21 protein-coding genes are annotated in these 22,309 nt (G+C 65.1%); 7 read left to right on the top strand and 14 right to left on the bottom strand.

From position 1 onward, the window contains the following. Nucleotides 1-10: 10 nt before the first annotated feature. From AAC071_RS08570 to AAC071_RS08560, 3 genes are all read right to left on the bottom strand, one after another. A complete protein-coding gene (locus tag AAC071_RS08570) occupies nt 11-460 on the bottom strand; it encodes a DUF6640 family protein (protein WP_339831676.1) in 450 nt (149 codons plus the stop codon). Nucleotides 461-472: 12 nt separating this feature from the next. Further along, complete coding sequence (locus AAC071_RS08565) at nt 473-1,252, bottom strand: SDR family oxidoreductase (RefSeq protein ID WP_339831674.1); 780 nt, start codon at nt 1,250-1,252, stop codon at nt 473-475. A 216-nt stretch (nt 1,253-1,468) separates the two neighbouring features. After that, nucleotides 1,469-3,163: an FAD-dependent monooxygenase gene (locus AAC071_RS08560; RefSeq protein WP_339831671.1), complete on the bottom strand. Its 1,695-nt coding sequence runs from the start codon at nt 3,161-3,163 to the stop codon at nt 1,469-1,471. A 94-nt stretch (nt 3,164-3,257) separates the two neighbouring features. Between AAC071_RS08560 and AAC071_RS08555 the strand changes: the two genes are divergently transcribed. Further along, entirely contained in the window at nt 3,258-3,884 is a 627-nt protein-coding gene (locus AAC071_RS08555) for a TetR/AcrR family transcriptional regulator (RefSeq protein WP_339831670.1), read from the top strand. Nucleotides 3,885-3,926: 42 nt separating this feature from the next. Here the strand turns inward: AAC071_RS08555 and AAC071_RS08550 are convergent, their stop codons facing one another. Further along, complete coding sequence (locus AAC071_RS08550; protein WP_339831668.1) at nt 3,927-4,544, bottom strand: hypothetical protein; 618 nt, start codon at nt 4,542-4,544, stop codon at nt 3,927-3,929. 365 nt (nt 4,545-4,909) lie between these two features. Further along, nucleotides 4,910-5,428, bottom strand: coding sequence for a PAS domain-containing protein (locus tag AAC071_RS08545; RefSeq protein WP_339831667.1), 519 nt, complete (start codon nt 5,426-5,428; stop codon nt 4,910-4,912). Nucleotides 5,429-5,539: 111 nt separating this feature from the next. On the opposite strand from AAC071_RS08545, the gene tsaE reads away from it, so the two are divergent. The 6 genes from tsaE (at nt 5,540) to trxA (ending at nt 14,783) form a co-directional block, all read left to right on the top strand. Beyond that, complete coding sequence (gene tsaE, locus AAC071_RS08540) at nt 5,540-6,028, top strand: tRNA (adenosine(37)-N6)-threonylcarbamoyltransferase complex ATPase subunit type 1 TsaE (RefSeq protein ID WP_339831666.1); 489 nt, start codon at nt 5,540-5,542, stop codon at nt 6,026-6,028. After that, the gene (locus AAC071_RS08535; RefSeq protein WP_339831664.1) at nt 6,025-7,113 is read left to right on the top strand and encodes a phosphotransferase; all 1,089 of its coding nucleotides are present in this window, start codon (nt 6,025-6,027) and stop codon (nt 7,111-7,113) included. The genes tsaE and AAC071_RS08535 overlap by 4 nt, the downstream gene beginning before the upstream one ends. Next, entirely contained in the window at nt 7,110-7,820 is a 711-nt protein-coding gene (locus tag AAC071_RS08530) for a nucleotidyltransferase family protein (protein ID WP_339831663.1), read from the top strand. The genes AAC071_RS08535 and AAC071_RS08530 overlap by 4 nt, the downstream gene beginning before the upstream one ends. A 25-nt stretch (nt 7,821-7,845) precedes the next feature. Beyond that, entirely contained in the window at nt 7,846-10,878 is a 3,033-nt protein-coding gene (addB, locus tag AAC071_RS08525; protein ID WP_339831662.1) for a double-strand break repair protein AddB, read from the top strand. Further along, complete coding sequence (gene addA, locus AAC071_RS08520; protein ID WP_339831661.1) at nt 10,875-14,342, top strand: double-strand break repair helicase AddA; 3,468 nt, start codon at nt 10,875-10,877, stop codon at nt 14,340-14,342. The genes addB and addA overlap by 4 nt, the downstream gene beginning before the upstream one ends. Nucleotides 14,343-14,462: 120 nt before the next feature. Continuing rightward, nucleotides 14,463-14,783 (top strand): thioredoxin TrxA, encoded by a 321-nt coding sequence (gene trxA, locus AAC071_RS08515; RefSeq protein ID WP_339831660.1) that lies wholly within the window; start codon nt 14,463-14,465, stop codon nt 14,781-14,783. A gap of 51 nt (nt 14,784-14,834) precedes the next feature. Here trxA and AAC071_RS08510 read toward each other — a convergent pair whose 3' ends face one another. The 9 genes from AAC071_RS08510 to sppA form a co-directional block, all read right to left on the bottom strand. Then, complete coding sequence (locus tag AAC071_RS08510; protein WP_339831659.1) at nt 14,835-16,157, bottom strand: folylpolyglutamate synthase/dihydrofolate synthase family protein; 1,323 nt, start codon at nt 16,155-16,157, stop codon at nt 14,835-14,837. Continuing rightward, nucleotides 16,154-17,065, bottom strand: a complete 912-nt coding sequence (accD, locus tag AAC071_RS08505) for an acetyl-CoA carboxylase, carboxyltransferase subunit beta (protein ID WP_339831658.1) — start codon at nt 17,063-17,065, stop codon at nt 16,154-16,156. Before accD ends, AAC071_RS08510 begins: the two co-directional genes overlap by 4 nt. Before the next feature lie 12 nt (nt 17,066-17,077). Further along, nucleotides 17,078-17,917 (bottom strand): tryptophan synthase subunit alpha, encoded by an 840-nt coding sequence (gene trpA / locus AAC071_RS08500; protein WP_339831656.1) that lies wholly within the window; start codon nt 17,915-17,917, stop codon nt 17,078-17,080. Further along, a complete protein-coding gene (gene trpB / locus AAC071_RS08495) occupies nt 17,914-19,131 on the bottom strand; it encodes a tryptophan synthase subunit beta (RefSeq protein WP_339831655.1) in 1,218 nt (405 codons plus the stop codon). The genes trpA and trpB overlap by 4 nt, the downstream gene beginning before the upstream one ends. Before the next feature lie 36 nt (nt 19,132-19,167). Beyond that, on the bottom strand, nt 19,168-19,818 hold the full coding sequence (locus AAC071_RS08490; RefSeq protein ID WP_339831654.1) for a phosphoribosylanthranilate isomerase: 651 nt from the start codon (nt 19,816-19,818) through the stop codon (nt 19,168-19,170). Nucleotides 19,819-19,824: 6 nt separating this feature from the next. Next, entirely contained in the window at nt 19,825-20,526 is a 702-nt protein-coding gene (gene pyrF / locus AAC071_RS08485) for an orotidine-5'-phosphate decarboxylase (RefSeq protein WP_339831653.1), read from the bottom strand. A gap of 59 nt (nt 20,527-20,585) precedes the next feature. Continuing rightward, a complete protein-coding gene (locus AAC071_RS08480) occupies nt 20,586-20,876 on the bottom strand; it encodes a DUF1049 domain-containing protein (RefSeq protein ID WP_339831652.1) in 291 nt (96 codons plus the stop codon). Nucleotides 20,877-20,925: 49 nt separating this feature from the next. After that, nucleotides 20,926-21,255: an integration host factor subunit beta gene (locus AAC071_RS08475; protein ID WP_293508813.1), complete on the bottom strand. Its 330-nt coding sequence runs from the start codon at nt 21,253-21,255 to the stop codon at nt 20,926-20,928. 71 nt (nt 21,256-21,326) lie between these two features. Then, nucleotides 21,327-22,271 carry a signal peptide peptidase SppA gene (gene sppA, locus AAC071_RS08470; protein ID WP_339831649.1) on the bottom strand — a complete coding sequence of 315 codons (945 nt, stop codon included), beginning with the start codon at nt 22,269-22,271 and terminating at the stop codon, nt 21,327-21,329. Between the last annotated feature and the right edge of the window lie 38 nt (nt 22,272-22,309).

Here is a 22,309-nt window from a genome sequence, read left to right as displayed (position 1 = left end):
GTCGTGTTCCTCATTGGATCAGCAGCACCGCGCCGATCGTGTTGACGATCGTCAGCACACTGGCGCCGAAGAGATTGGTATCGACCAGATAGACCGTGCCGAGAATGTTGAACCGGAACGGCTTGATGCCGTTGACGTCCTTCAGCGCCCCGCCATAGAGCGGCATCGTCGCCAGTGTCGCAAAGAAGCTGGCGATCCAGATATAATTGAGCACCGCCGCGATCCAGATATGGACCATGTAATCGGCCGCATCGTTCCACAGCAGATAGAGAATGACCAGCGAAACGCCGGTCTGGCTCAGCACCTGCCACACCACATGAAAGCGCGCATGCGGCGTCCACAGCGGGTTGGTCGCATGCGTCTTGTTGAAGTCGGCGAAGATCGGCCCGACGCTGATCATCACCGCAACCAGCGTGAAGAGCAGCCTCGATACCAGCGTTTGATCGAATAATGTTTCCATCTTCTCGTTTCCTCAGATGAGACCGGGGTAGGAGCCCCCGTCGAGCTGCAGGTTCTGTCCGGAAATGAAGCCCGCTTGCGCGCTGCACAGAAAGGCGCAGGCATCGCCGAACTCCGAAGGCTGCCCCATGCGCCTGGCCGCAATCGACGCCTCGATCTCGGCGCGCGCTTCGGCATAGGTGATCTTCTTGAATTGCATCAGGAGCTTTGCCATCTGCTGCTGCCGCTCGGTGTCGAAGCGTTCGGGCAGCATGTTGTTGATCGTCACGTTGAAGGGCGCGACATCGACCGACAGCGCCTTCGACATGGCGGTCAGGCCCGAGCGTGCCGCCGTCGAAAGCCCCATCGCGCTGCGCGGCGCCTTGACCATCGCCGAGGTGATATTGACGATGCGGCCGAAGCGCCGTTTCTTCATGCCCTCGATCAGCGCCTTGATCATGAACACCGGCGCCAGCAGGTTGGCGTCCAGCGCCGCCTGCCAGTGGCTTTCCTCCCATTGCTGAAAGGCGCCGGGCGGCGGTCCGTCATTGTTGTTGACGAGAATGTCGGCATCGGGACAGGCGGCGACAAGCGCCGCGCGTCCCGAGGCCGTGTTGATGTCGGCGGCCACCGCCGCCACCTTGCCCGTCGCCACGCGCGAAATCTCGGCCACTGCCACGGCCAGCGTTTCTTCGTTGCGCCCGTTGATGGTCACATCGGCGCCCTCGCGCGCCAGCGCCAGCGCGCAGGCCTTGCCGAGCCCGCGCGACGACGCGCAGACAATCGCCTTGCGTCCGTCCAGTCCGAGATCCATCAGCCGTTTCCTCTGATCGTCACCACGATTTCTCCAACCTCGTCATTGCGAGAAGCGAAGCGACGAAGCAATCAACCCAACCTTGCCGTCATGGCCCGGCTTGTCCGGGCCATCCACGTCTTCCTTTCGGATGTAGCCGCAAAGACGTGGATGACCCGCATGAAGCGGGTCATGACGATCTGGAATGATCCCCAATGCCTCGATCGCACAACACCCTCACGCAACCTCGACACGCGCGCCGTCCAGCGCCAGAACCTGCGCCAGTCTCTGTCCGAGAAGCGCCGCCGGTTCGTCCGCCATGCCCGCGAAGCGGCAGGCGATATGCCGGTCGGGGCGCACCAGCAGCGCCCCGTCATCCGGCAGGCCGGTCAATCGTCCCCAGTCGGTTTCCATGTCGCTGAAATCCTGTTCGGCCAGATGCACCGCGACGCCCGCCGCTTCCGCCGCCGCGCGCCAGCCCGTTCCGGCCGGGCCGGCGATCAGCGTGAAGCGGGTCGGGTCGAGCAGCGTCAGCAGCGAGACGCGGTCGCTGCGATGGATCACCCAGCGATGCGGCAGATGCGCGCCCGCTTCCCATGACGGCACGTAATGGCTGATATCGACCTCGGGCGCCGCCGTCAGTTCGGGCGCGCCGATGGTCGCGGCCGAGGCATAGCGATAGCCGAGCTGCAGGTTGAAACTGTCGAAATGCGGCCGCTGCGCCTCGATGATTTCGGCCGGCACCGCGGCGGCCGGATCGGCCGCTGCCGCCGCATAATGCGCCGCCGCCTTGTCGGCTTCGACGCCCTGCAGCGCGAACAGCAGGTCGAAGAGCTTGGCCGAATTGGCGAGGCTCTGTTCGCAATTGACCTGCGCCACCGGCCGTCTTTCGACCTCGTAACTGTCGAGCAGCGCCGCGCCGGCCGCGCCCTTCAGCACGGCAGCGAGCTTCCAGGCCAGGTTCTGTGCATCGACCGCGCCGGTATTGAGACCGAGCCCGCCGGTCGGCGGAAAGCGATGCGCCGCGTCGCCGGCGAGGAACACCCGGCCCTTGCGATACTGCGCGGCGACCTGCGCCGACATCGTCCAGGGGCTGACATGGCGGATCGCGAGTTCGGGCGGCGTCGCGCCGATCGCGGCGGCGATCAGCCTGCGGCAACGCGCATCGTCGAAATCGTCGCGCGTTTCCCGTTCGGGATTGTAGGGATGCATCAGCACCCAGGTCGATCCGCGGTCATAGGCGATCAGCACGCCGCTGGTGGCCGGATCGAACAGGAAATAGAGCACGCCCGGCCGCGCCGCGGTCAGCGCCCTGAGATCGGCCTCGAAATGGATCATCACGTAATGCTGCAGCGCCTCGGGGCCTTCCATTTCGATGCCGAGCATTTCGCGCAGCGGCGAGGCGGCGCCGTCGGCGGCAATCGCATAGGCGCAATCGAGCGTCGAGCGCGTGCCGTCGGCGCTTTCGAGCGTGGCACGCAACCCGCCGGCCACCTCCGCAATGCCGGTGCAGGCGACGCCGCGCGTGAAGCTGATGAGCGGCGCCTCGGCAATCGCCGCCGTCAGCGCCGCCTCGAAGACAGGCTGCGGGATGTTGGTGAGCGGGTAGGGCGTGTCGGCGAGCGCCTTGTCGTCCTGGCGCTCATAGGGCAGTGCGCCGAATTCGGGGCCGGTCAGCGTGCCGACGAAACGCACCCAGCCCGCATCGTTGGCGCTGGCACCCGCTGCGCGCAGCGCCTCGGCCGGAACGCCCGCGCTCTCGCAGATTTCGAGCGTCCGCGGATTGACCGCATGGGCCTTCGGCGCCAGCAGCGGCGCGCGCCGCCGCTCGATCAGCCGCACCGCGATGCCGGCCCGCGCCAGCAGCAGCGCCGCGATCTGGCCCACAGGGCCGGCGCCGGCGATCAGGACGGGGATGCGGGAGGGGGTCAAGCGGGCCTGCTCCTGAAAATGAGAATAGTCTCATATTTGAGATACACCTCATAAACAGCTTTTGTCAAGCCGCCGGCCGCGCTATCCTCGCGCCATGCGGCAGGGACATTTCCAGGATCAGGCGACCGGCCAGGGCAAGCGCGCGCGCACCCGCGCGGCCCTGCTCGATGCCACCGTGGCCGTCGTCGCCGAAAAGGGCATGGAAGCGGCGAAGATCAGCGACATCACCACGGCCGCCGGCCTTGCCAACGGCACCTTCTACAATCACTTCACCGACAAGGACGAGATCCTGCGCGAGGCGGCCTATGGCCTCGGCCTCGAGGTCGCCCGCCAGCTCGACGCCGAGATGGTGGGCATCGACGACGCCGCCAGGCGCGTCGTCACCGCCACCTCGCGTTTCATCGCCATCTTGATGATCGAACCCGATTGGGCGGCCGTCCTTCTCGGCAGCGCCGACCATCTGCCCGGCATGCGCGAAGAGATGTTCCGCTATCTGCGCGGCGACATCGAGCTGGGTGTCGCGCAGGGGCGCTTCAATGCCGAGGTGACCGCCTTCCTGCTCGACCAGGTGGCGGCCCTGATCGCCGTCGCGATCCGCGTTCAGCTCCAGGAGGGGGCCGATCCCGCGGTCACGCGGCAGGTCTGCGAAAGTATCCTCCGCCTCCTCGGCATGCCCCCGGCCAGGGCCCGCAAGACGATCGAGAGCCTCGGACCGGCCTGACCGGCTGCAACAGGGACAGCCGGGACCGGCGCGTCCGGTCCGTCAGTCCTCTTCCTTGAGCCGCGCGAAGCAGTCCTCGCAGAAGCCATGCGAGATCAGGGCAATCTCGCTGCCGCCGCGCTGGTAATAATCGGCGGGCTCGATCCATTCCTGTGCCCCCCGCGGCGCACCGATCGGCCAGGCCACACGGGCGCAGATCGCGCAGAGCGTCAGAATGTCGTCATCGTCCTGATCCGCAACCGGTACCCCGAACAGCGGGATCGCCGGTCGCTGTTGGGCCCAGAGCAGAACCGACTGATAGAGCAGGTGGCGGACCTCGCCATCGGCGGTGACCGGCCGGACCGACAGGCGCATGTCGCGTCGCTGTGTCGGCGCATCGCAGCGATAATCGATCCGGACGACCGCACGCGTCCCGCCGAGCACGCTGTTGAAAAGTTCCGCGAACGTCGCGCGTACCGCCTCGCCGGCGATGAACTCGGTCACCGGACGGCCGAGCACGCTCTGTTTCGCCCGCGCGCGCGCGGCCGGGTCCGGCGGCGGATTGTCGTCGAGGAATTTCTGCCAGTTCGGTTCGCCGATCTGAACAATGCGCAATTCGCGGTCGAGGATCATGGCGATCCCGTCCATGGCGTCGAGCAGGCGCTGCTGCGTGACCGGCATGCCGTTCGCTCCTTCTGTCGCGGTCAAAAAGCTGGCGCATGCCCGACATTACCGCAGATCCAGGCGGCGGCAAGAACAGCGGCCGGCATTCGGGCAGGTCGAGAGTGAGGCAAAATCCACCGTAGACGGACGGAAGCGCCGGCGGAGCGTTTCGCGTGAGCGAACGCCCGGCGCGATGCGGAGGGCCGCGCGCGCCATATTATGGGAACAAAACGTCCAGAACCGGGGACAAGTTTATTTTCGGGCGGGGATAAGTGGCCTGTCGATCCGTACACGGAGCATGGTTATCCCCGGTTTGTGACAGTTTCGTGACAGTTCCGTGACAGAGGGGGGGGTCCGCTGTCGTTTTCGCTGTCGCAAACCGCCTAGGGCAGCATCGATTCGCTCGAGGCCCGGACCGACGAATAGTCGAAAACGAAGGCCGACAGGATCATGTTGCAGTTCGCGCCGTCATCGGACAGCGGCAGGTAGAGCGAATCGAAATAGTCGAACCCCTCGGCCAGCCACGCGGCCTCGCCGCGTGCCTGCACGGGCACGCAATCGCGCGCCGCCTTGCGATGCACCGCCTGCACGCCCTTGATCGCAGCATCGCCAAACGGGCGGAAAGCCGCGGAAATCGTCCGTCCGGTCGCCTCGGCGCCGAAATAGCGCGCCACCTTGGTGCCGATCAGCCGGTAGCGGAAATCGGCCAGATCCGGCAGCACATCGACCAGAATGATCCAGCCCAGATGTTCGCGCAGTTCGGGCGGGTTGATCTCGCTCCGCGCCGGCATCGCCCGCGCGCCGCGCTTGTCGTTCCAATAGGAATAAATGGCGGAAAGCGTCGGATTTTCGATGTCGGCCGGACAGATATCGACCGTCGTTTTCTGCAGCAAGGCGGTCATGATCTGTAGCTCCCCTCCATCCCGGCGGGAGTCTGGGCGCCCCGCGTTAAGATGCGCCTAAAGTCAGTTCAAATTACTATTCGGCGCCGCCGAGCCGCGCTAGAAAACCCCATGGACGCAAGCTTTTCCCGCGATTTCGACCTCCCCGATGCGGCCGCCACCGCGCGCCTTGGCGCCGCGCTGGCGCCGCTGCTGGCGGTCGGCGACCTGATCCTGCTCCGCGGCGATCTCGGTGCCGGAAAAACCGCGCTGGCCCGCGCCTTGATCGGTGCCCATCTGGCCGCCCACGGGCTTTCCGAGGACGTGCCCTCGCCGACCTTCACGCTGGTCCAGACCTATGAGAGTCCGGCCCTGCTGATCGCCCATGTCGACCTCTATCGCATTGAAAATGCAGATGAATTGCGCGAACTCGGCCTCGCCGAGATGCTCGACGAAGGCGCCGCCATTGTCGAATGGCCCGAACGCGCCGCGGCCGAACTGGCCCGTCTGGCATCGGCCCGTCTCGACATCGCCCTCGCTCTCGTGCCAGAAGGCGGGCGCCGCGCCCGCCTGACCGCCTCGGGAAGCTGGGCCGCGCGGCTGGAGGGGCTGACGATTTGACGAGCAAGCGCGAGGAGACGATCCGCGCCTTTCTGGCGGGCGCCGGCTGGGGCAAGGCAACGCGCCGCCCGCTGGCCGGCGACGCCTCGACGCGCCGCTACGAGCGCCTCGCGCTGGATGGCCGGCCGGCCGTGCTGATGGACTGGCCCTCCGGCCCCGACGCGCCGGCCGCGCCCGGCCGCGCCGCCTACAGCCGCATCGCCCATCTGGCAGAGGATGTCCGCGCTTTCGTGGCCGTCGGCACGCATCTGCGCGGCCTCGGCCTTTCGGCGCCCGAAATCCATGCCGCCGATATCGGACAGGGCCTGCTGCTGCTCGAGGATCTCGGCGACGAGGTCTATGGCACGCTGATCGAGCAGGGCAGGGGCCCGGCCGGCGAACCGCTCGACGAGCTCTACCGCGCCGGTATCGAAACCCTGCTGCGCCTGCAATCGGCGCCGGCGCCGGCGGCGCTTCCCGTCGGCAATGGCGAGGTCCATGCCGTGCCGCATTTCGATGACGGCGTCTTCCGCGCCGAGCTCGACGTCCTGCTCGACTGGCATTTTCCGGTCGTGCTGGGCCATGAGGCGACGGCGCAGCAGCGCGCCGATTTCCATGGTTTATGGAGCGATCTGCGGCCGTTGATCGACGCCGGCCCGCGAACGCTCTTCCTGCGCGACTATCACTCGCCCAACATGCTCTGGCTCGGCGCGCGGCAAGGCGTCGCCCGGGTCGGCCTGATCGACTATCAGGATGCGCTGATCGGTTCGCGCGCCTATGACGTCGTCTCCTTCCTGCAGGATGCCCGCCGCGACGTGCCGCTGGCCCGCGAGCAGGCCATGCGCGCGCTCTATGTCGACCGTGCCGCGGTCGAGCTGCCGGACTTCGATGCCGAAGGGTTTCTGGCCGCCTATGCGGCGCTGGGGGCCGAGCGCGCGCTGCGCCTGATGGGGCTCTGGCCACGCCTGCTGAAACGCGATGGCAAGCCGCACTACATGGCGCATATGCCGCGCACCGTCGATTATCTGCGCCGCAATCTCGCCCATCCCGCACTCGGGTCGCTGAAGACATGGCTCGAACGGCATCTCCTGCAGGCGCATCCATGAAGATTCGCAAGGCCATGGTGATGGCGGCCGGCCACGGCACACGCATGCGGCCCCTGACCGAGACGATACCGAAACCGTTGGTGCGGCTCGCCGGCAGGCCGCTGATCGATCATGTACTCGACCGTCTGGCTGCGGCCGGCATCGAGGAGGCGGTCGTCAATATCCATCATTTCGCCGATCTGCTTGTCGACCATCTGGCAACCCGCACGCATCCGCGCATCGTGATTTCCGACGAGCGAGCCGAACTGCTCGACACGGGCGGGGGCACGAAAAAGGCACTGTCGTTGCTGGGCACCGATCCGATCCTGACCTTCAATTCCGATTCGATCTGGGTCGAGGGCCTCGGCGCCAATCTCGCGGCCCTGATGGCCGCCTTCGATCCCGGGCGTATGGATGCCCTGCTGATGATTGCCGATGCGACCCGCACCATTGGCTATGTCGGCCGCGGCGATTTCATGATGGATCCGGACGGAAGGCTCGAGCGGCGCCTCGAATGCACGACGGCGCCCTACATGTATGCCGGCGTCCAGGTCATCAAGCCGGAACTCTTCGCCGATGGCCCCGAGGGGGCTTTCTCGACCAATCTGGTCTGGGACCGGCTGATCGGGGAGGGCCGGCTCTTTGGCCAGCGCATGGGCGGCACCTGGATGCATGTCGGTACGCCGGACGATCTGGCCGCGGCGGAGGCCTTCCTGCGGGATTTGTAGGGCCTGACCGGCTACGATGGATGCCATGCCTGTCGATTCCCGTGCCCTTTTCACCATGCCGCCCGGCTCGCCCTTTCTGGAGCGGCTCGCCGCCGCCTTGCTGGCCGATCCGTCGCTCGATGGCCGTTTCGCTGGCACCCCCGAATTGGCTGATATCACGATCCTGCTGCCGACGCGTCGCGCGGCGCGGGCGCTCGGCGAAGCTTTTCTGCGGGTCGGTGGCGGCGCGGCGTTGATCCTGCCGACCATCCGGACGCTCGGCGATGTCGACGAAGATGATCTGATTCTCGATCCGAAGGGCATGGCCGGCGATGCACTCGACCTGCCGCCTGCCATGCCGGCGCTCGAGCGGCAGTTGCGTCTGGCGCGGATGATCGTCGGCGGCCGGGGCGAGGATGAGGCCCGCGCCCTGGCGCTGGCCGCCGATCTCGGCCGTTTTCTCGACATGGGCCTGACTGAAGGGGTCGATCTCGGGGCCCTCGCCAATCTGGTGCCCGACGAATTTGCCGATCACTGGCAGATCACGCTCGAATTCCTGAAAGTTCTGACGGCCGCATGGCCGACCGAAATGGACCGTCTGGGATTCATGGAGCAGGCCGAGCGCCGCAACCGCCTGATCCGCGCGCAGGCGGATCTCTGGCGGCAAGACCCACCCCTGAAACCGGTGATCGCAGCAGGTTCCACCGGTTCGATCCCCGCGACCGCCGATCTGCTGCGGGTCGTTGCATCGCTGCCGGCCGGCGCCGTGGTGCTGCCGGGTCTCGACCTCGATCTGGACGAGGAAAGCTGGGCGGCCATCGGCGAACCGGGCACCGCCTCCCATCCGCAATACGGCATGTCGAAATTGCTGCGTCATCTGGAGGCGGGACGCGCCGATGTCGCCTTCTGGCCGGGCAGCGAGACGTCGCCGAAAATAGCCGCGCGCGGGCGCATTCTGTCGGAGGCCATGCGGCCGGCCGAGACGACCGAACGCTGGCGCACGCGCCTTGCGGAGATGAGGAAACTGGCGCCGGAGGCACTGGACGGGCTGACGCTGATTGAAGCGGCGAGCGAGCGTGACGAAGCTGGTGCGGTGGCGCTGCTGATGCGCGAAGTGCTCGAGACGCCGGCGAAGACCGCGGCGCTCGTGACGCCCGACCGCAAGCTGGCGCGCCGTGTTGCAATGGAACTGCGCCGCTGGAAAGTCGAGGTCGACGACTCGGGTGGCGAGCCGCTGGCCAGAACGCCGCCCATGGCCTTTCTGCGCCTCGTCACCGCCATGATCGCCGAAGCTTTTGCGCCGGTGCCATTGCTGGCCTGTCTGAAGCATCCGCTGGCCGCGGCGGGCGAGGATCCGGCGCGTTTCCGCGCCCGCCTACGCGCGATGGAACGTCTGATTCTTCGCGGTCCGCGTCCGGCACCGGGCATTGCGGGCCTGCGCGCGGCCTGCGAGGTCGAAAGCCGGACCCGCAGCGAATTCGGGCGGATGACCGCCGCATTCGAACGGGATGTCGCCGACACCCTCGAACTGCTCGACAGGATCGAGAAAATCACCGCACCGATGCTCGATGCCTGGCAGGCCGACATGTCGCTCGCCGGGCTGGTTGCCGCGCATGTCGAAACGGCGGAGAGACTGTCGGCGACAGCAGCCGAAGCCGGTGCCGAGCGCCTCTGGGCGCGCGAGGAAGGCGAGGCGGCGGCCGGTTTCATCCGTGAGCTGATCGAAGCGGCACCGGCTTTCGGCGTACTTGAGGCCGCTTCCTATCCGCGCTTTTTCGACCAGCTTGCGGAAGGGCGCGTGTTACGTCCACGCTGGGGGCGGCATCCGCGGCTTTTCATCTGGGGCCCGCTCGAGGCGCGGCTCCAACATGCCGACCGGATCGTTCTGGGAGGACTCAACGAAGGCACATGGCCGGCCGAAGCCGGTATCGACCCGTGGCTCAATCGCCCGATGCGCGCCGCACTCGGCATCGATCCACCGGAACGGCGGATTGGCCTTGCGGCGCATGACTTTGTCGAAGGCGCGAGCGCGCATGAGGCGGTGCTGACACGCGCGGCGAAAGTGGAAGGGGCGCCGACGGTTGCCTCGCGTTGGTGGCTGCGCCTGACAAGCGTGATCAACGGTCTTGGTGAGGGCGAGATGCCCCATGCGCCGCATTGGGCGGTTTGGGCACATGATCTCGACCGACCGGCCGCCAAGATCGATCCGATCCGCCCGCGACCGATGCCACCACTCGACGCCCGTCCCGATCGCTTCTCCGTCACCGAAATCGAAACGCTGATCCGCGATCCCTACGCGATCTATGCGAAGAAGATACTGAAACTGCGCGTGCTGGACCCGCTTGACGCCGACATTGCCGCCGCCGAACGCGGCACGATCGTTCACAAGGCACTCGAGAGATTTGTTGCGGCATTTCCCGACAATCTGCCGGAGCACGCATTGGAAAGGCTTGTCGAGATTGGCGAAGAGGTCTTCAGAAACGCCCTGGAGAGACCGGGTGTTGCGGCCTTCTGGTGGCCGCGCTTCCAGCGCCTCGCCCGCTGGATGATCGAATACGAGCGCGAACATCGTGACGATATCGTGCGCTCGCTGCCCGAAGTTGTCGGCGAAATCGAGATCGAGGGTCTTGACCGGCCCGTGCGGCTGACCGGCAAGGCCGACCGTATCGATGTGATGAGGGACGGGACGCTTGGCATTGCCGACTACAAGACGGGAAGCGTGCCGAGCAGGAAGCAGGTCGAGAGCGGGCTGGCACCGCAATTGCCGCTCGAAGCGGCGATGGCAGCACGTGGCGGCTTCGGCGATACGACCGGTCTGCCGCATGCGCATGCTTCACGTCTGGTCTATCTGCGGCTGACCGGCGGTGAGACGGCCGGCGAGGAACGGGTCATTCCCGATCCCGGCGGCGATCTTGCCGAGGAAATCTACGCCCTGCTGGTTGATCTGTTGAAACAATATGAGGATGAAGCGACTCCCTATCTTTCGCGGCCGCGCCCGATGTTCACCGGCCGCTATGGCGACTACGACCATCTGGCGCGCGTCAGGGAATGGTCGGGTTCGGGCGGCGAGGGCGAATGAGCGCGTCACCGACGAAGAATCACGGTGCCGACGAGGCACAGCGCCGCGCCTCCGATCCGCAAGCCTCGGTCTGGGTGTCGGCCAATGCCGGATCCGGCAAGACCCATGCACTGACGACGCGTGTCGCGCGTCTGCTGCTGGCCGGCAATGCGCCCGAGCATATTCTCTGTCTGACCTTCACCAAGGCGGCAGCGGCCGAAATGTCGGCGCGCCTCTACAAGCGCCTCGGCGACTGGGCCATGATGACCGACGGGGCGTTGGCTGACGAAATCGAGGGACTGGAAGGTGTTGCGCCTGATGCGGCGATGCTGCGGGAGGCGCGCAAGCTTTTCGCTCGCGCCATCGAAACGCCGGGTGGACTGAAGATCCAGACGATCCATGCTTTCTGCGAACGCCTGCTCGGACGGTTTCCGCTGGAAGCCGGCGTGCCGCCGCATTTTGATATTCTGGACGAACGCGCGGCAGCCGAACTGCTGGAGGAAGTCCGCGATGCGGTTCTGCGCCGCGCGGGCGCGGAAATCGGTACACCGTTGGCGACAGCATTGGCACATGTGGTGGCGCGCGTCGACGAGTTTGCCTTCGGCAAACTTCTGAAGGAAATTACCGCGCAGCGCGGCAATTTCGCCGAACTGATGGAAGGTCTGGGCGGTCTCGATGGAATCCGCAAGGCCCTTCGAGTGGCGCTTTCGGTCGAGGCGGATGAAACAGTCGACGGCTTGCGTACCGAGATTGCGACTCTGCCCGAGACCGAGATGCGCTCGGCTGCCCGGGTGCTTGCGGGCGGCACCAGGACAGACATCGAGCGCGCGTCGGCACTTTCGGGATTTCTCGAAGCGCCCGAAAGCCGGATCGATAATCTCGACAACTATCTCTCGGTCTTCCTGACGAAGGAAGGTGCACCGCGTGCCAGAGTGATCACTGCAAAGCTCGGCGCGGCCAATCCGGCGGCGGAGCAGGCGCTTGGCGACGAGCGGGGGCGAATTGTGAGGTTGACCGGTCGGATGCGCGCGGTTGCGGTCGCAGAGGCGACCGAGGCAGTCCTGACGCTGGCGGTCGCCATTCTCGATGCCTTCCGCGACGCCAAACGCGCTCGCGCCATGCTGGACTATGACGATCTGATTTCGGGCACACGCGAATTGCTGACGCGCAGCCGCATGGCGGCCTGGGTGCTCTACAAGCTCGACGGCGGCATTGATCACATTCTGGTCGATGAAGCACAGGATACGAGTCCCGATCAGTGGGATGTGATCGCGGCGTTGGCCGAGGAGTTCCTTTCGGGGCATGGCGCGCGTGAACGTCTGCGAACCGTTTTTGCGGTTGGCGACGAGAAGCAGTCGATCTTTTCCTTTCAGGGGGCCGATCCGGCACGTTTCGATGCAATGAAACGCTATTTCGAGAAGCGCGTGAAGGCGGCCGGACACAAATGGGATTATGTGCCGCTGACGCGGTCCTTCCGTTCGGTACCCGAGGTGCTGTCGGCGGTCGACAAGGTGTTTGCGCTGGCGCATGCCCGCAACGGGCTGACGGCGTCTGGCGAGTTTGACGATCATATCGCCTTCCGTTCTGCCGATGCCGGTCTTGTCGAGATATGGCCGTTGGAAGAGCCGGAAGAGGGCGAAGAGACGGTCGTCTGGGACGCGCCGCTCGATTACATGACCGAGACCGCGCCGATGGCGAAACTTGCCGCGCGCATTGCGCGGACCATCCGGGGCTGGCTCGACAAGGGTGAATTGCTGACCGGGCGCGGTCGTCCGATCCGGCCCGGCGACATCCTGATCCTGGTGCGCCGCCGTAACGCCTTTGTCGGCGAGATGGTGCGACATCTGAAGGAGCAGGGCGTTGCCGTTGCGGGCGCCGACCGCATGGTATTGACCGAGCAGATTGCAGTGATGGATCTGCTGGCGCTGGCGCATTTCGTACTGCTGCCCGAGGACGATCTCACCCTTGCGACGGTACTGAAGAGCCCGTTGATCGGCTTCGATGAGGATGAGCTGTTCAGGCTTGCTTACGGTCGCAAGGGAACGCTCTGGAGGGCGTTGCAGGAAAAGGCACGGGACAATATACGCGCCGCCGAAGCCGAATCATTGCTGGCGCGCCTTCTGGCGCGTGCCGATTTTGAACCGCCTTATGAATTTTTTGCTCACGTCCTTGCCGGCGAGAAGGGCCGCGAGAGGTTGCTTGCCCGACTGGGTCCCGATGCAGCCGATCCGATCGACGAATTCCTGTCCCTGGCACTCGAGTTCGAGCGTCGGCACGCACCTTCTCTCGAAGCCTTCGTGCATTGGGTCGAGCGCGGCGCCGCCGAGATCAAGCGCGACATGGATCAGGGCCGTGACGAAGTCCGCGTGATGACGGTACATGGCGCAAAGGGCCTCGAGGCCGAGATTGTCTTCATGCCCGACACCTGCGCCGCGCCGGGTGGCAGCCACGACCCGGCGCTGCTCGAACTGCCGCTGCCGAATGACGGACCGAGGCTGTTGCTTTGGCCCGTGCGCAAGAAGGACGAGGATGAAGTCAGCGCCATCGCGCGCGAGGGTCATCGCCGCATCCAGGCGGAGGAGTATCGGCGGCTTCTCTATGTGGCGATGACGCGCGCTCGAGACCGTCTATATGTGGCGGGGTATCGGGGTGCCAATCCGCCGCCACCCGACTGCTGGTACGAACTCGTCTGCGAAGCGCTGTTGCCGGAGGCGGAAGAGGCAAGACACGCTGATGGTGAGACGGTCTGGCGCATCGAGGGCAGACAGACACGCAAAGCCGCGACGTGGCAGGATTCGACGCGCCCGCACCCGCCAGACCTCCCGGATTGGGCCCGCCGCGACACCAGCCCCGAACCGCGTCCCTCGCGGCCGCTGGCGCCGTCGCGCTTGCCGCCTGAAGGACTGACGGAACCGGCGCCCGCGTCGCCACGGATCGCCGATGCACCGCGCCGCTTTCAGCGCGGCAGTCTGATTCATCGACTGCTCGAAACGCTGCCGGACATGCGACCCGAAAGCCGGGTCACAGCAGCCAGGCGCTACCTGGCACTGCCTGCACATGATCTTGACGTGGCGGCACGTGCGGAGATTGAAGAATCCGTGTTCCGTATACTGAACGATGAGGCATTTGCGGACGTCTTTGCACCCGGCAGCCGGGCCGAGGCGCCGGTCGCTGGCATGATCGATTTCGGCGGTGCTTCCTTCCCGGTGGCCGGCCAGATCGATCGGCTCTGCGTCACGGACGATTCCGTCATGATCATCGATTACAAGACGAATCGCCCGCCGCCCGCGACGCCCGCAGAGGTCGCTCCCGCCTATGTGGCGCAAATGGCGGCCTATCGTGCCGTTCTGGCGCGCATATATCCCGGCCGCCAGATACGCTGCGCTCTGTTATGGACCGAAGGCCCCCGATTGATGGAATTGCCCGCCTCGCAGTTGGAAAATGTTCTGAAACAGGCCAAGCCCGCGGCAATGCGCACGCCTTGACCTTGATGGGGTGCGTTCCTAGATTTGATGCCACGTTGAATTTGTATCCCTCGTATTCGCGCCCTGCGGCGCACAGGTCCGCCCCGGTGAAGCGGGGCTTTGGACCAGGAAAGGAAGAAGATGGCGACCAACAAAGTGACCGACCAATCCTTCGAGAGCGATGTGCTGGATGCGTCCGGCCCTGTTCTGGTCGACTTCTGGGCGGAATGGTGCGGCCCCTGCAAGCAGATCGGGCCGGCGCTGGAAGAAATCGCAAAGGACTATGGTGGAAAGCTGACGGTTGCGAAGATCAATATCGACGAAAATCCGAACGTGCCGACCAAGTACGGCGTGCGCGGGATTCCGACGTTGATGATCTTCAAAGACGGACAGGTGGCTGCGACCAAGGTTGGCGCGCTGCCGAAAGGCAAGATCGTCGAATGGATCGATAGCGCGATCTGACCGCCGTCATCCGGGAATCAGGAAAGGCCGGCTCGCGGGAGCCGGCCTTTTTCATGCGTGGTCGCGCAGGATATGGCCGGCAAGATAGAGCGAACCGCAAATCAGGATGCGCGGGCTCGCGCGGCCGGCATCGACACTGGCGCGGCCGAGGGCCTGCGCAAGCGAGATGGCGGGCGTCGCGTCGAGGCCGACGCTGCGCGCCGCCTCGGCAAGCGCATCCGCCGGAAGCGACGCAGGCGCGTCGGGTATGGTGACCGTTTCGACATGGGTGGCGAGTCCCGCAAACGGCGCAAAGAAACCGGCCGCATCCTTTGTATCGAGCATCCCGGCAACAAGAATCAGTGGTTTCGGGTCGCGCGCATCGATGTCGGCCATGGTTTCGGCCACGGCGCGGCCTGCGGCCGGATTGTGGCCGCCGTCCAGCCAGAGATCGCTATCCCCGGGCATCAGGTCGACCAATGGTCCACGCGTCAGGCGCTGCAGCCGCGCCGGCCAGTCGGTGTGTGTCAGGCCCTCGGCGATTGCCGCTCGATCGAGTGGCAGGATTCCCGATCGGCGCAGCGCGCAAATTGCGACGCCCGCATTGTCGATCTGATGGCGTCCGGCGAGTCGCGGCAGGGGCAGATCGAGAAGACCGGCTTCATCCTGGTAGACAAGTGCGCCCGCCTCTTCATGTGCCGAAAAATCCTGCCCGTGAATGAATAGTGGCGTGCCTGTCTTTTCGGCCGCCATCTCGATGGCGATCCGCGCCTCGTCCGGCTGCGGCCCGACAACGGCCGGAACGCCGCGTTTCAGGATACCGGCCTTCTCGGTTGCGATCAGTGCAATCGTGTTGCCGAGAAAGGCCTGATGGTCGAGATCGACGGGTGTGATGATCGAGACGGCAGGTCGTGCGACCACATTGGTCGTGTCGAGCCTTCCGCCCATGCCGACTTCGAGGACCAGTGCATCGGCAGGTGCGCGCGAAAAAGCCAGCAGCGCGGCGCATGTGGTGATCTCGAAAAAAGTGATCGGCTGACCGTCATTGGCGCGCTCGCATTCGTCGAGCAGGGCGGCGAGGGCTGGTTCCTCGATCAGTTTGCTGTGCGGTCGTGCAGCCAGACGAATGCGCTCGTGAAAACGGACGAGATGAGGTGAGGTGTAGCTGTGAACGGCATGGCCGCCGGCTTCAAGGCAGGCACGTAGATAGGCGGCGACCGAGCCCTTCCCATTGGTGCCGGCAATGTGGAATACGGGTGGCAGGCTGCGCTCGGGGTGACCGAGTGCTGCCAGCAGGCGCCACGTGCGGTCGAGCGAGAGATCGATCAGCTTGGGATGAAGGCCGGTCAGCCGCTCGAGAACTGCATCGCTGCTGGCGCGACCTCGTTCGCTCACGGCGTCGGCGCGGCAACCGTCGCCGGCACATTGGCGCTCTGCTGCTGCGCGCTGCGCGGGCGATGCGTCATCAACCGAATGAGACGCGAGAGCGTCTCCTTCATCTTGTGACGATGGACAATCATGTCGATCATGCCATGTTCGAACTGAAATTCGGCTGACTGGAAATCGTCGGGAAGTTTCTCCCGGATCGTCTGTTCGATGACACGGCGGCCTGAAAAGCCGATCAGCGCCTTCGGTTCCGCAAGGTGAACATCACCGAGCATGGCATAGGAGGCAAGCACGCCGCCGGTCGTCGGATCAGTGAGCACGACGATGAAGGGCAGGCCCGCCTCACGCAGGAGCTGAATCGCGACGGTCGTGCGCGGCATCTGCATCAGGGACAGAATTCCCTCCTGCATCCGCGCGCCGCCGGCTGCGGTGAAGAGGACATAAGGAGCGTTCAATTCACGCGCCTTCTCGGCACCGCGAATGATGGCCTCGCCAGCAGCCATGCCGAGCGACCCGCCCATGAAGGAAAAATCCTCGACCGCGACAACCGTCTCGACGCCATCAAGAGGCCCGTGCGCAACCGTCACCGCGTCGTCCCGGCCGGTCTTGGCGCGGGCCTCTTTCAGACGATCGGGATATTTCTTCTGATCGCGGAATTTCAGCGGATCGAGCGTCACACCATCGACGGCCACGAGCTGGTAATCCGCATTGTCGAAAACCGAGGCAAGGCGCTCCTTGGTGCCGAGCCGGAGATGATGGTCGCAGGCCGGACAGACCCGCATCGCTGCATCGAGGTCGCGATGGAAGATCATCTCGCCGCAATTGCCGCATTTGTGCCAGAGGTTGTCGGGCGTCTGTTCGCGCTTCTTGAAAACCCGCTGGATTTTCGGACGGACGACATTGTTGATCCAGTTCATGGGGCGTTTCCTCTATTCCGCAGCCGTGGCGCGCGCGCCGTGAACACCGTCGGCAAGCCGGCGCACGAAGGCAAGCACGCGGTCAGGCGCCCCCGGCCTCACCTGACCCTGCGAGTCGATCTCCGCGGCGATGGCATCGACAATCGCCGAGCCGACGACCGCACCATCCGCGTTGCGTGCAATCTCGGCGGCCTGTTCGGGCGTGCGAATACCGAAGCCGACGGCGACCGGCAGCGTGGTATGGCGCTTGATCCGGGCGACGGCGGCCGCGACGTTACGTGTCTCGGGGCTTGCCGAACCGGTGATGCCGTTGATCGAGACGTAGTAGACGAAGCCGGATGTATTGGCGAGAACCGCCGGCAGCCGCCGGTCGTCGGTGGTTGGCGTGGCGAGGCGGATGAAGTTGAGGCCGGCGCGCATGGCGGGCTCGCAAAGCTCGTCGTCCTCTTCGGGCGGCAGGTCGACGACGATCAGCCCGTCGACACCTGCTTCCTTCGCCCGGCTCAGGAACATGTCGACGCCCATGTGATAGATCGGATTGTAATAGCCCATAAGGACGATCGGCGTGTCGGCGTCGCCGGCGCGGAAACGGCGCACGAGCTCGAGCGTATTTTTCATGCTGGCGCCCGCTTTCAGCGCGCGCTGCGTCGATGCCTGGATCGCCGGTCCGTCGGCCATCGGGTCGGTGAAAGGCATGCCCAGTTCGATCACGTCGGCGCCCGCGGCCGGCAGGCCGGTCAGAATCGCAAGCGTCGTGTCGAAATCGGGATCGCCCGCCGTGATGAAAGTGACGAACGCCGCACGGGATTCCGCCTTCAGGCGCGCAAAGCGCTTGTCGAGCCGGGTCGTCACAGCGTCACCCCCAAATGGTCGGCAACCGCGAAAACATCCTTGTCGCCACGCCCGCACATGTTCATCACCAGCAGGTGATCCTTCGGCAGCGTCGGCGCAAGCCTCGAAACGAAGGCGAGTGCATGCGACGGCTCAAGCGCTGGAATGATGCCCTCGAGCCGTGAGCAGAGCTGAAAGGCATCGAGCGCTTCCCTGTCGGTTGCCGACACATATTCGGCGCGGCCCGTCTCGTGCAGCCAGGCATGCTCGGGTCCGATGCCGGGATAGTCGAGGCCGGCCGAAATCGAATGCCCGTCCTTGATCTGCCCGTCATCGTCCTGCAGCAGATAGGTGCGGTTGCCATGAAGAACGCCGGCCGAACCGCCTTTGAGCGAGGCACAATGCTCGCCGGTTTCGATGCCCTTGCCGGCCGCCTCGACGCCGTAGATCTTCACCGACGGATCGTCGAGGAAGGGATGGAACAATCCCATCGCATTGGAACCGCCGCCGATACAGGCGACCAGCGAGTCGGGCAGGCGGCCTTCGCGCGCCAGCATCTGTTCCCTGGTCTCGCGCCCGATCACCGACTGGAAGTCGCGCACCATGGCGGGGTAGGGATGGGGACCGGCGACCGTACCGATGAGATAATAGGTATCGTCGACATTGGTCACCCAGTCGCGCAATGCCTCGTTCATCGCATCCTTCAGCGTACCGGTGCCGGAGGTGACGGGAACGACTTCGGCGCCGAGAAGCTTCATGCGGAAGACGTTGGGCTTCTGTCGCTCGATGTCGGTGGTGCCCATGTAGACGACACAAGGTAGACCGAAGCGCGCACAGACGGTTGCCGTCGCAACGCCATGCTGCCCGGCACCGGTTTCGGCGATGATGCGCGTCTTGCCCATGCGCATGGCGAGCAGGATCTGGCCGAGGCAGTTGTTGATCTTGTGGCTGCCGGTATGATTGAGTTCGTCACGCTTCATGTAGATCTTGGCGCCGCCGAACTTCTCGGTCAGGCGTTCGGCGAGATAGAGCGGGCTCGGCCGGCCCACATAGTCGCGTTGCATGAAATCGATCTGGGCCTGGAAGGCCGGATCCTCCTTCGCGGCGCTGTAGGCCTTGTCGAGTTCGAGCACCAGCGGCATCAGCGTTTCGGCGACGAAGCGGCCGCCGAAAATGCCGAAGCGGCCCCGCTCGTCGGGACCGTTGCGGAAGGAATTGGCTTGCGGTGCGCTCACGCTCGAACTCTCTCTTTCAACAATTCTGCAAAGCCGTCAGGCGGCTGCTCTGGCCGCACGAATGAAGGCTTCGATCAGGGCCGGATCCTTTCGACCTGGCGCGCTCTCGACGCCCGACGAAACATCCACTGCCTCGGCACCGGTGATCCGGATGGCCTCGGCGACATTGCCAGCATCGAGTCCGCCCGAAAGCATCCATGGCATTTCAGGCCGGTGGCCCGCAATCAGCGACCAGTCGAAAACAAGGCCGTTCCCGCCAGGCAGCGCGCCTGCCATAGATTTAGGTGGTTTGGCGTCGAACAGCAACAAATCGGCGGAATCGCGGTAAATATCGCCGGCCTCCGGGTCGCCGGGCTCGGCCACGCCGATGGCCTTCATCAGCGGGATGCCGTAGCGCGCCTTGAGTTCCAGAAGCCGCTCCGGCATCTCCGCGCCATGAAGCTGCAGGATGTCCGGCCGGATTGCCTTCACCATGCTGTCGAAGGCCGCATCGTCGGCGTCGACGCTGAGCGCCACTGTGAGTACGGAGGAGGGCACACGGGCGGCAAGGGCGGCAGCCACTTCAAAGGTGACGAAGCGCGGGCTTCTGGGAATGAAGTTGAAGCCGAGGTAATCGGCTCCAGCGGCAACCGCCGCGTCCACCGTCTCCGGCGTCGACAATCCACAGATTTTCACACGCACCGTCATGGGAAACTATGCCGCCAGCGAGCGGGCGATCTCTTCGGCCGCTGCCCGCGGATCGCCCGCGCCGGTGATGGGACGGCCGATCACGAGAACATCCGCGCCCAGCGACAGCGCTTCGGTCGGTGTCATCACGCGTTTCTGGTCGCCGACGACGCTTCCGGCCGGTCGTATGCCCGGCACGATCAGCTTGAAACCCGGCCCGAGGTCACGACGAAGGACTTCGATTTCATGCGCCGAGCAGACCACGCCATCGAGCCCGGCCGCGGCCGCAAGCGCCGCAAGGCGACGCACATGTTCGGAGGTGCTGCCGCCGACGCCGGTTGCGGCGAGGTCGCTCCGGTCAAGGCTGGTGAGCAGCGTGACGCCGATGATGAGGGGACGGCTGTCGCCAGCCTCGCGCGCAGCCTCGGCCGCGGCGCGCATCATGGCACTGCCGCCCGCCGCGTGGACATTGACGATGGACGGATTGAGGGGAAGCACGGCGCGGATGCCACCGGCCACCGTATTCGGAATATCGTGGAGCTTCAGGTCGAGAAAGATCGGCAATCCCGCCGCGGCAACCGCCCGGTAGCCGGCCGGCCCATGTGCATTGAAGAATTCCATGCCGATCTTGGCGCCGCCGACGCTGCCCTTGAGGCCACGCGCCAGCGACACCGCATGGTCGATATCGGTGGTATCAAGGGCGCAGAAGATCGGGTTGTTGCGTGTCATGGGGCCTGCTCTTGTCGATTGCCGCCTTATAGCAGATCGCGGGCGGAGGGGGACCGGATTTAGTCCTGGTCGATCTGCCGCAATGCGGGCAGGCGGCCTTCGGCTGGGCCGCTGGCCTTGTGTCTTGCCGCTTTGCGCCTTGCCTGGGCCCAGGCACCCGCGCCGCCCGCCAGAATGCCGATTAGCATCGAAACGAGCACGATCAGAAACAGGGGAGCGTCGATGGCAAGGGCCGGGGTTTCGACGTCGAAGGGGTCGAAACCGAAGGTGACATAAGACCTGTTGGCGACCGCCAGCGCCATCGCCAGCACGGCGATCAGCGGCAGCAATATCCAGCGCAGGAGTTTCACGCGTTCCGTCCCGAATTCAGGGCGCCAACAGGGGTCGCCGGCGCCGGGATCAATCGTCGTCGCCGTCGTCGGCCGCCATCAGCTTGTCGTCCGAAATATCGGCATTGTTGAGGCGTTCGCGCAACTCCTTGCCCGTCTTGAAGAAGGGCACCGACTTTTCTTCGACATGAACAGGCTCGCCGGTGCGCGGATTGCGGCCGGTCCGTGCGGGCCGACTCTTGACCGAAAAGGCCCCGAAACCGCGCAATTCGACCCGGTCGCCACGGGCCAGCGCAGCACTGATCTCGTCGAAAATCGTGCTGACGATACGCTCGACGTCGCGCTGGTAGAGATGCGGATTGGCCTGAGCCAGACGCGCGACGAGTTCCGATTTGATCATGTGCTTGCGTCCCCCGGCCGTGCCTCGCGCTTCGTCCGTGACCGTCACCGGAGCCGGTCCTGACTCTCCCCTTATTGGCGGTCAGGTTGCCAAACGCTTGTCAGACCGTCAAGTGTAAGTCTTTTTGTTTGCTGTGTTTTTCCGGCCACGACTTGACCGGCTACAATGATCGTCTCGCCCAGCGCCCGGCCAGCAAAACCGGCAAAACCGAGACCGGGATAGGCCGGCTCCCAGTCCCGCACCGGCAGACCCGCATCAATGCCATGCGCTTCGGCGAGCCATGTGCGCGCCTGCGCTTCGCTGCCGATTTCGTCGACGAGCCCGTTCTCGACTGCTTGCCAGCCGGTGAAGACACGGCCATCACCGAGACGCAGGGCCGTCGCCTCGTCCATCCCCCGCCGCTCTGCGACGAGACGTAGGAACCAGCCGTAGGAACTGTCGACCAGATCCTTGGTCACCCGCAGCGCTTCCGGGCTTGGTCTATTGAACGGACCTGGTTCGGCCTTGAGCGGGGCCGATTTGACGTCATGCATCTCGATGCCGATATGCTTCAGAAGTTCATCGAGCTGCGCCCATTGGAAAATGACGCCGATCGAGCCGGTGATGGTATTTCCGCGGGCGATAATGCGGTCGGCGGACATGGCAACGATATAGCCGCCGGAGGCTGCGACCGTTCCAAGCACGGCGACGACCGGCTTCTCTTCAGCGACCTTGCGGATGGCTTCATAAAGCGCCTCGGCGCCCGTTGTTGTGCCGCCCGGACTGTCGATCGCAAGGATCACGCCTTTGACGTTCGGGTCTCGGGCGATTTTTTCCAGCATGTCGCGTTGCAGCCGGTCGTCAACGACAATACCGGCAATCTCGACGCGGGCTATGTGTGAGCGCCCGGGCCAGCCAGTCTCCGCTACCAGGACAATCAGCGCCACGGCGACGGCGAGAACGGCGCCAGCGCGCCAAAAAAACAGGCGGCGCTTCAAGCGCCGCCTGTCCGTGAGTGTATCTGCATCGAGCGACACGAGAATGATCCTCCGGACAGGACGATATCAGGGCCGGA

Origin of the sequence: uncultured Parvibaculum sp., from assembly GCF_963975745.1 — a bacterium.
Taxonomy (GTDB): Bacteria; Pseudomonadota; Alphaproteobacteria; order Parvibaculales; family Parvibaculaceae; genus Parvibaculum.
This window is presented reverse-complemented; position numbering and strand designations above follow the sequence as displayed.

Excerpts from the sequence above, each read along its gene's own strand:
- accD (WP_339831658.1), bottom strand. The coding sequence starts at position 17,065 with ATGAACTGGATCAACAATGTCGTCCGTCCGAAAATCCAGCGGGTTTTC.
- AAC071_RS08475 (WP_293508813.1), bottom strand. The coding sequence starts at position 21,255 with ATGATCAAATCGGAACTCGTCGCGCGTCTGGCTCAGGCCAATCCGCAT.
- AAC071_RS08530 (WP_339831663.1), top strand. The coding sequence starts at position 7,110 with ATGAAGATTCGCAAGGCCATGGTGATGGCGGCCGGCCACGGCACACGC.
- addA (WP_339831661.1), top strand. The coding sequence starts at position 10,875 with ATGAGCGCGTCACCGACGAAGAATCACGGTGCCGACGAGGCACAGCGC.
- AAC071_RS08490 (WP_339831654.1), bottom strand. The coding sequence starts at position 19,818 with ATGACGGTGCGTGTGAAAATCTGTGGATTGTCGACGCCGGAGACGGTG.
- tsaE (WP_339831666.1), top strand. The coding sequence starts at position 5,540 with ATGGACGCAAGCTTTTCCCGCGATTTCGACCTCCCCGATGCGGCCGCC.
- AAC071_RS08545 (WP_339831667.1), bottom strand. The coding sequence starts at position 5,428 with ATGACCGCCTTGCTGCAGAAAACGACGGTCGATATCTGTCCGGCCGAC.
- AAC071_RS08565 (WP_339831674.1), bottom strand. The coding sequence starts at position 1,252 with ATGGATCTCGGACTGGACGGACGCAAGGCGATTGTCTGCGCGTCGTCG.
- AAC071_RS08550 (WP_339831668.1), bottom strand. The coding sequence starts at position 4,544 with ATGCCGGTCACGCAGCAGCGCCTGCTCGACGCCATGGACGGGATCGCC.
- trxA (WP_339831660.1), top strand. The coding sequence starts at position 14,463 with ATGGCGACCAACAAAGTGACCGACCAATCCTTCGAGAGCGATGTGCTG.
- AAC071_RS08555 (WP_339831670.1), top strand. The coding sequence starts at position 3,258 with ATGCGGCAGGGACATTTCCAGGATCAGGCGACCGGCCAGGGCAAGCGC.
- pyrF (WP_339831653.1), bottom strand. The coding sequence starts at position 20,526 with ATGACACGCAACAACCCGATCTTCTGCGCCCTTGATACCACCGATATC.
- AAC071_RS08570 (WP_339831676.1), bottom strand. The coding sequence starts at position 460 with ATGGAAACATTATTCGATCAAACGCTGGTATCGAGGCTGCTCTTCACG.
- addB (WP_339831662.1), top strand. The coding sequence starts at position 7,846 with ATGCCTGTCGATTCCCGTGCCCTTTTCACCATGCCGCCCGGCTCGCCC.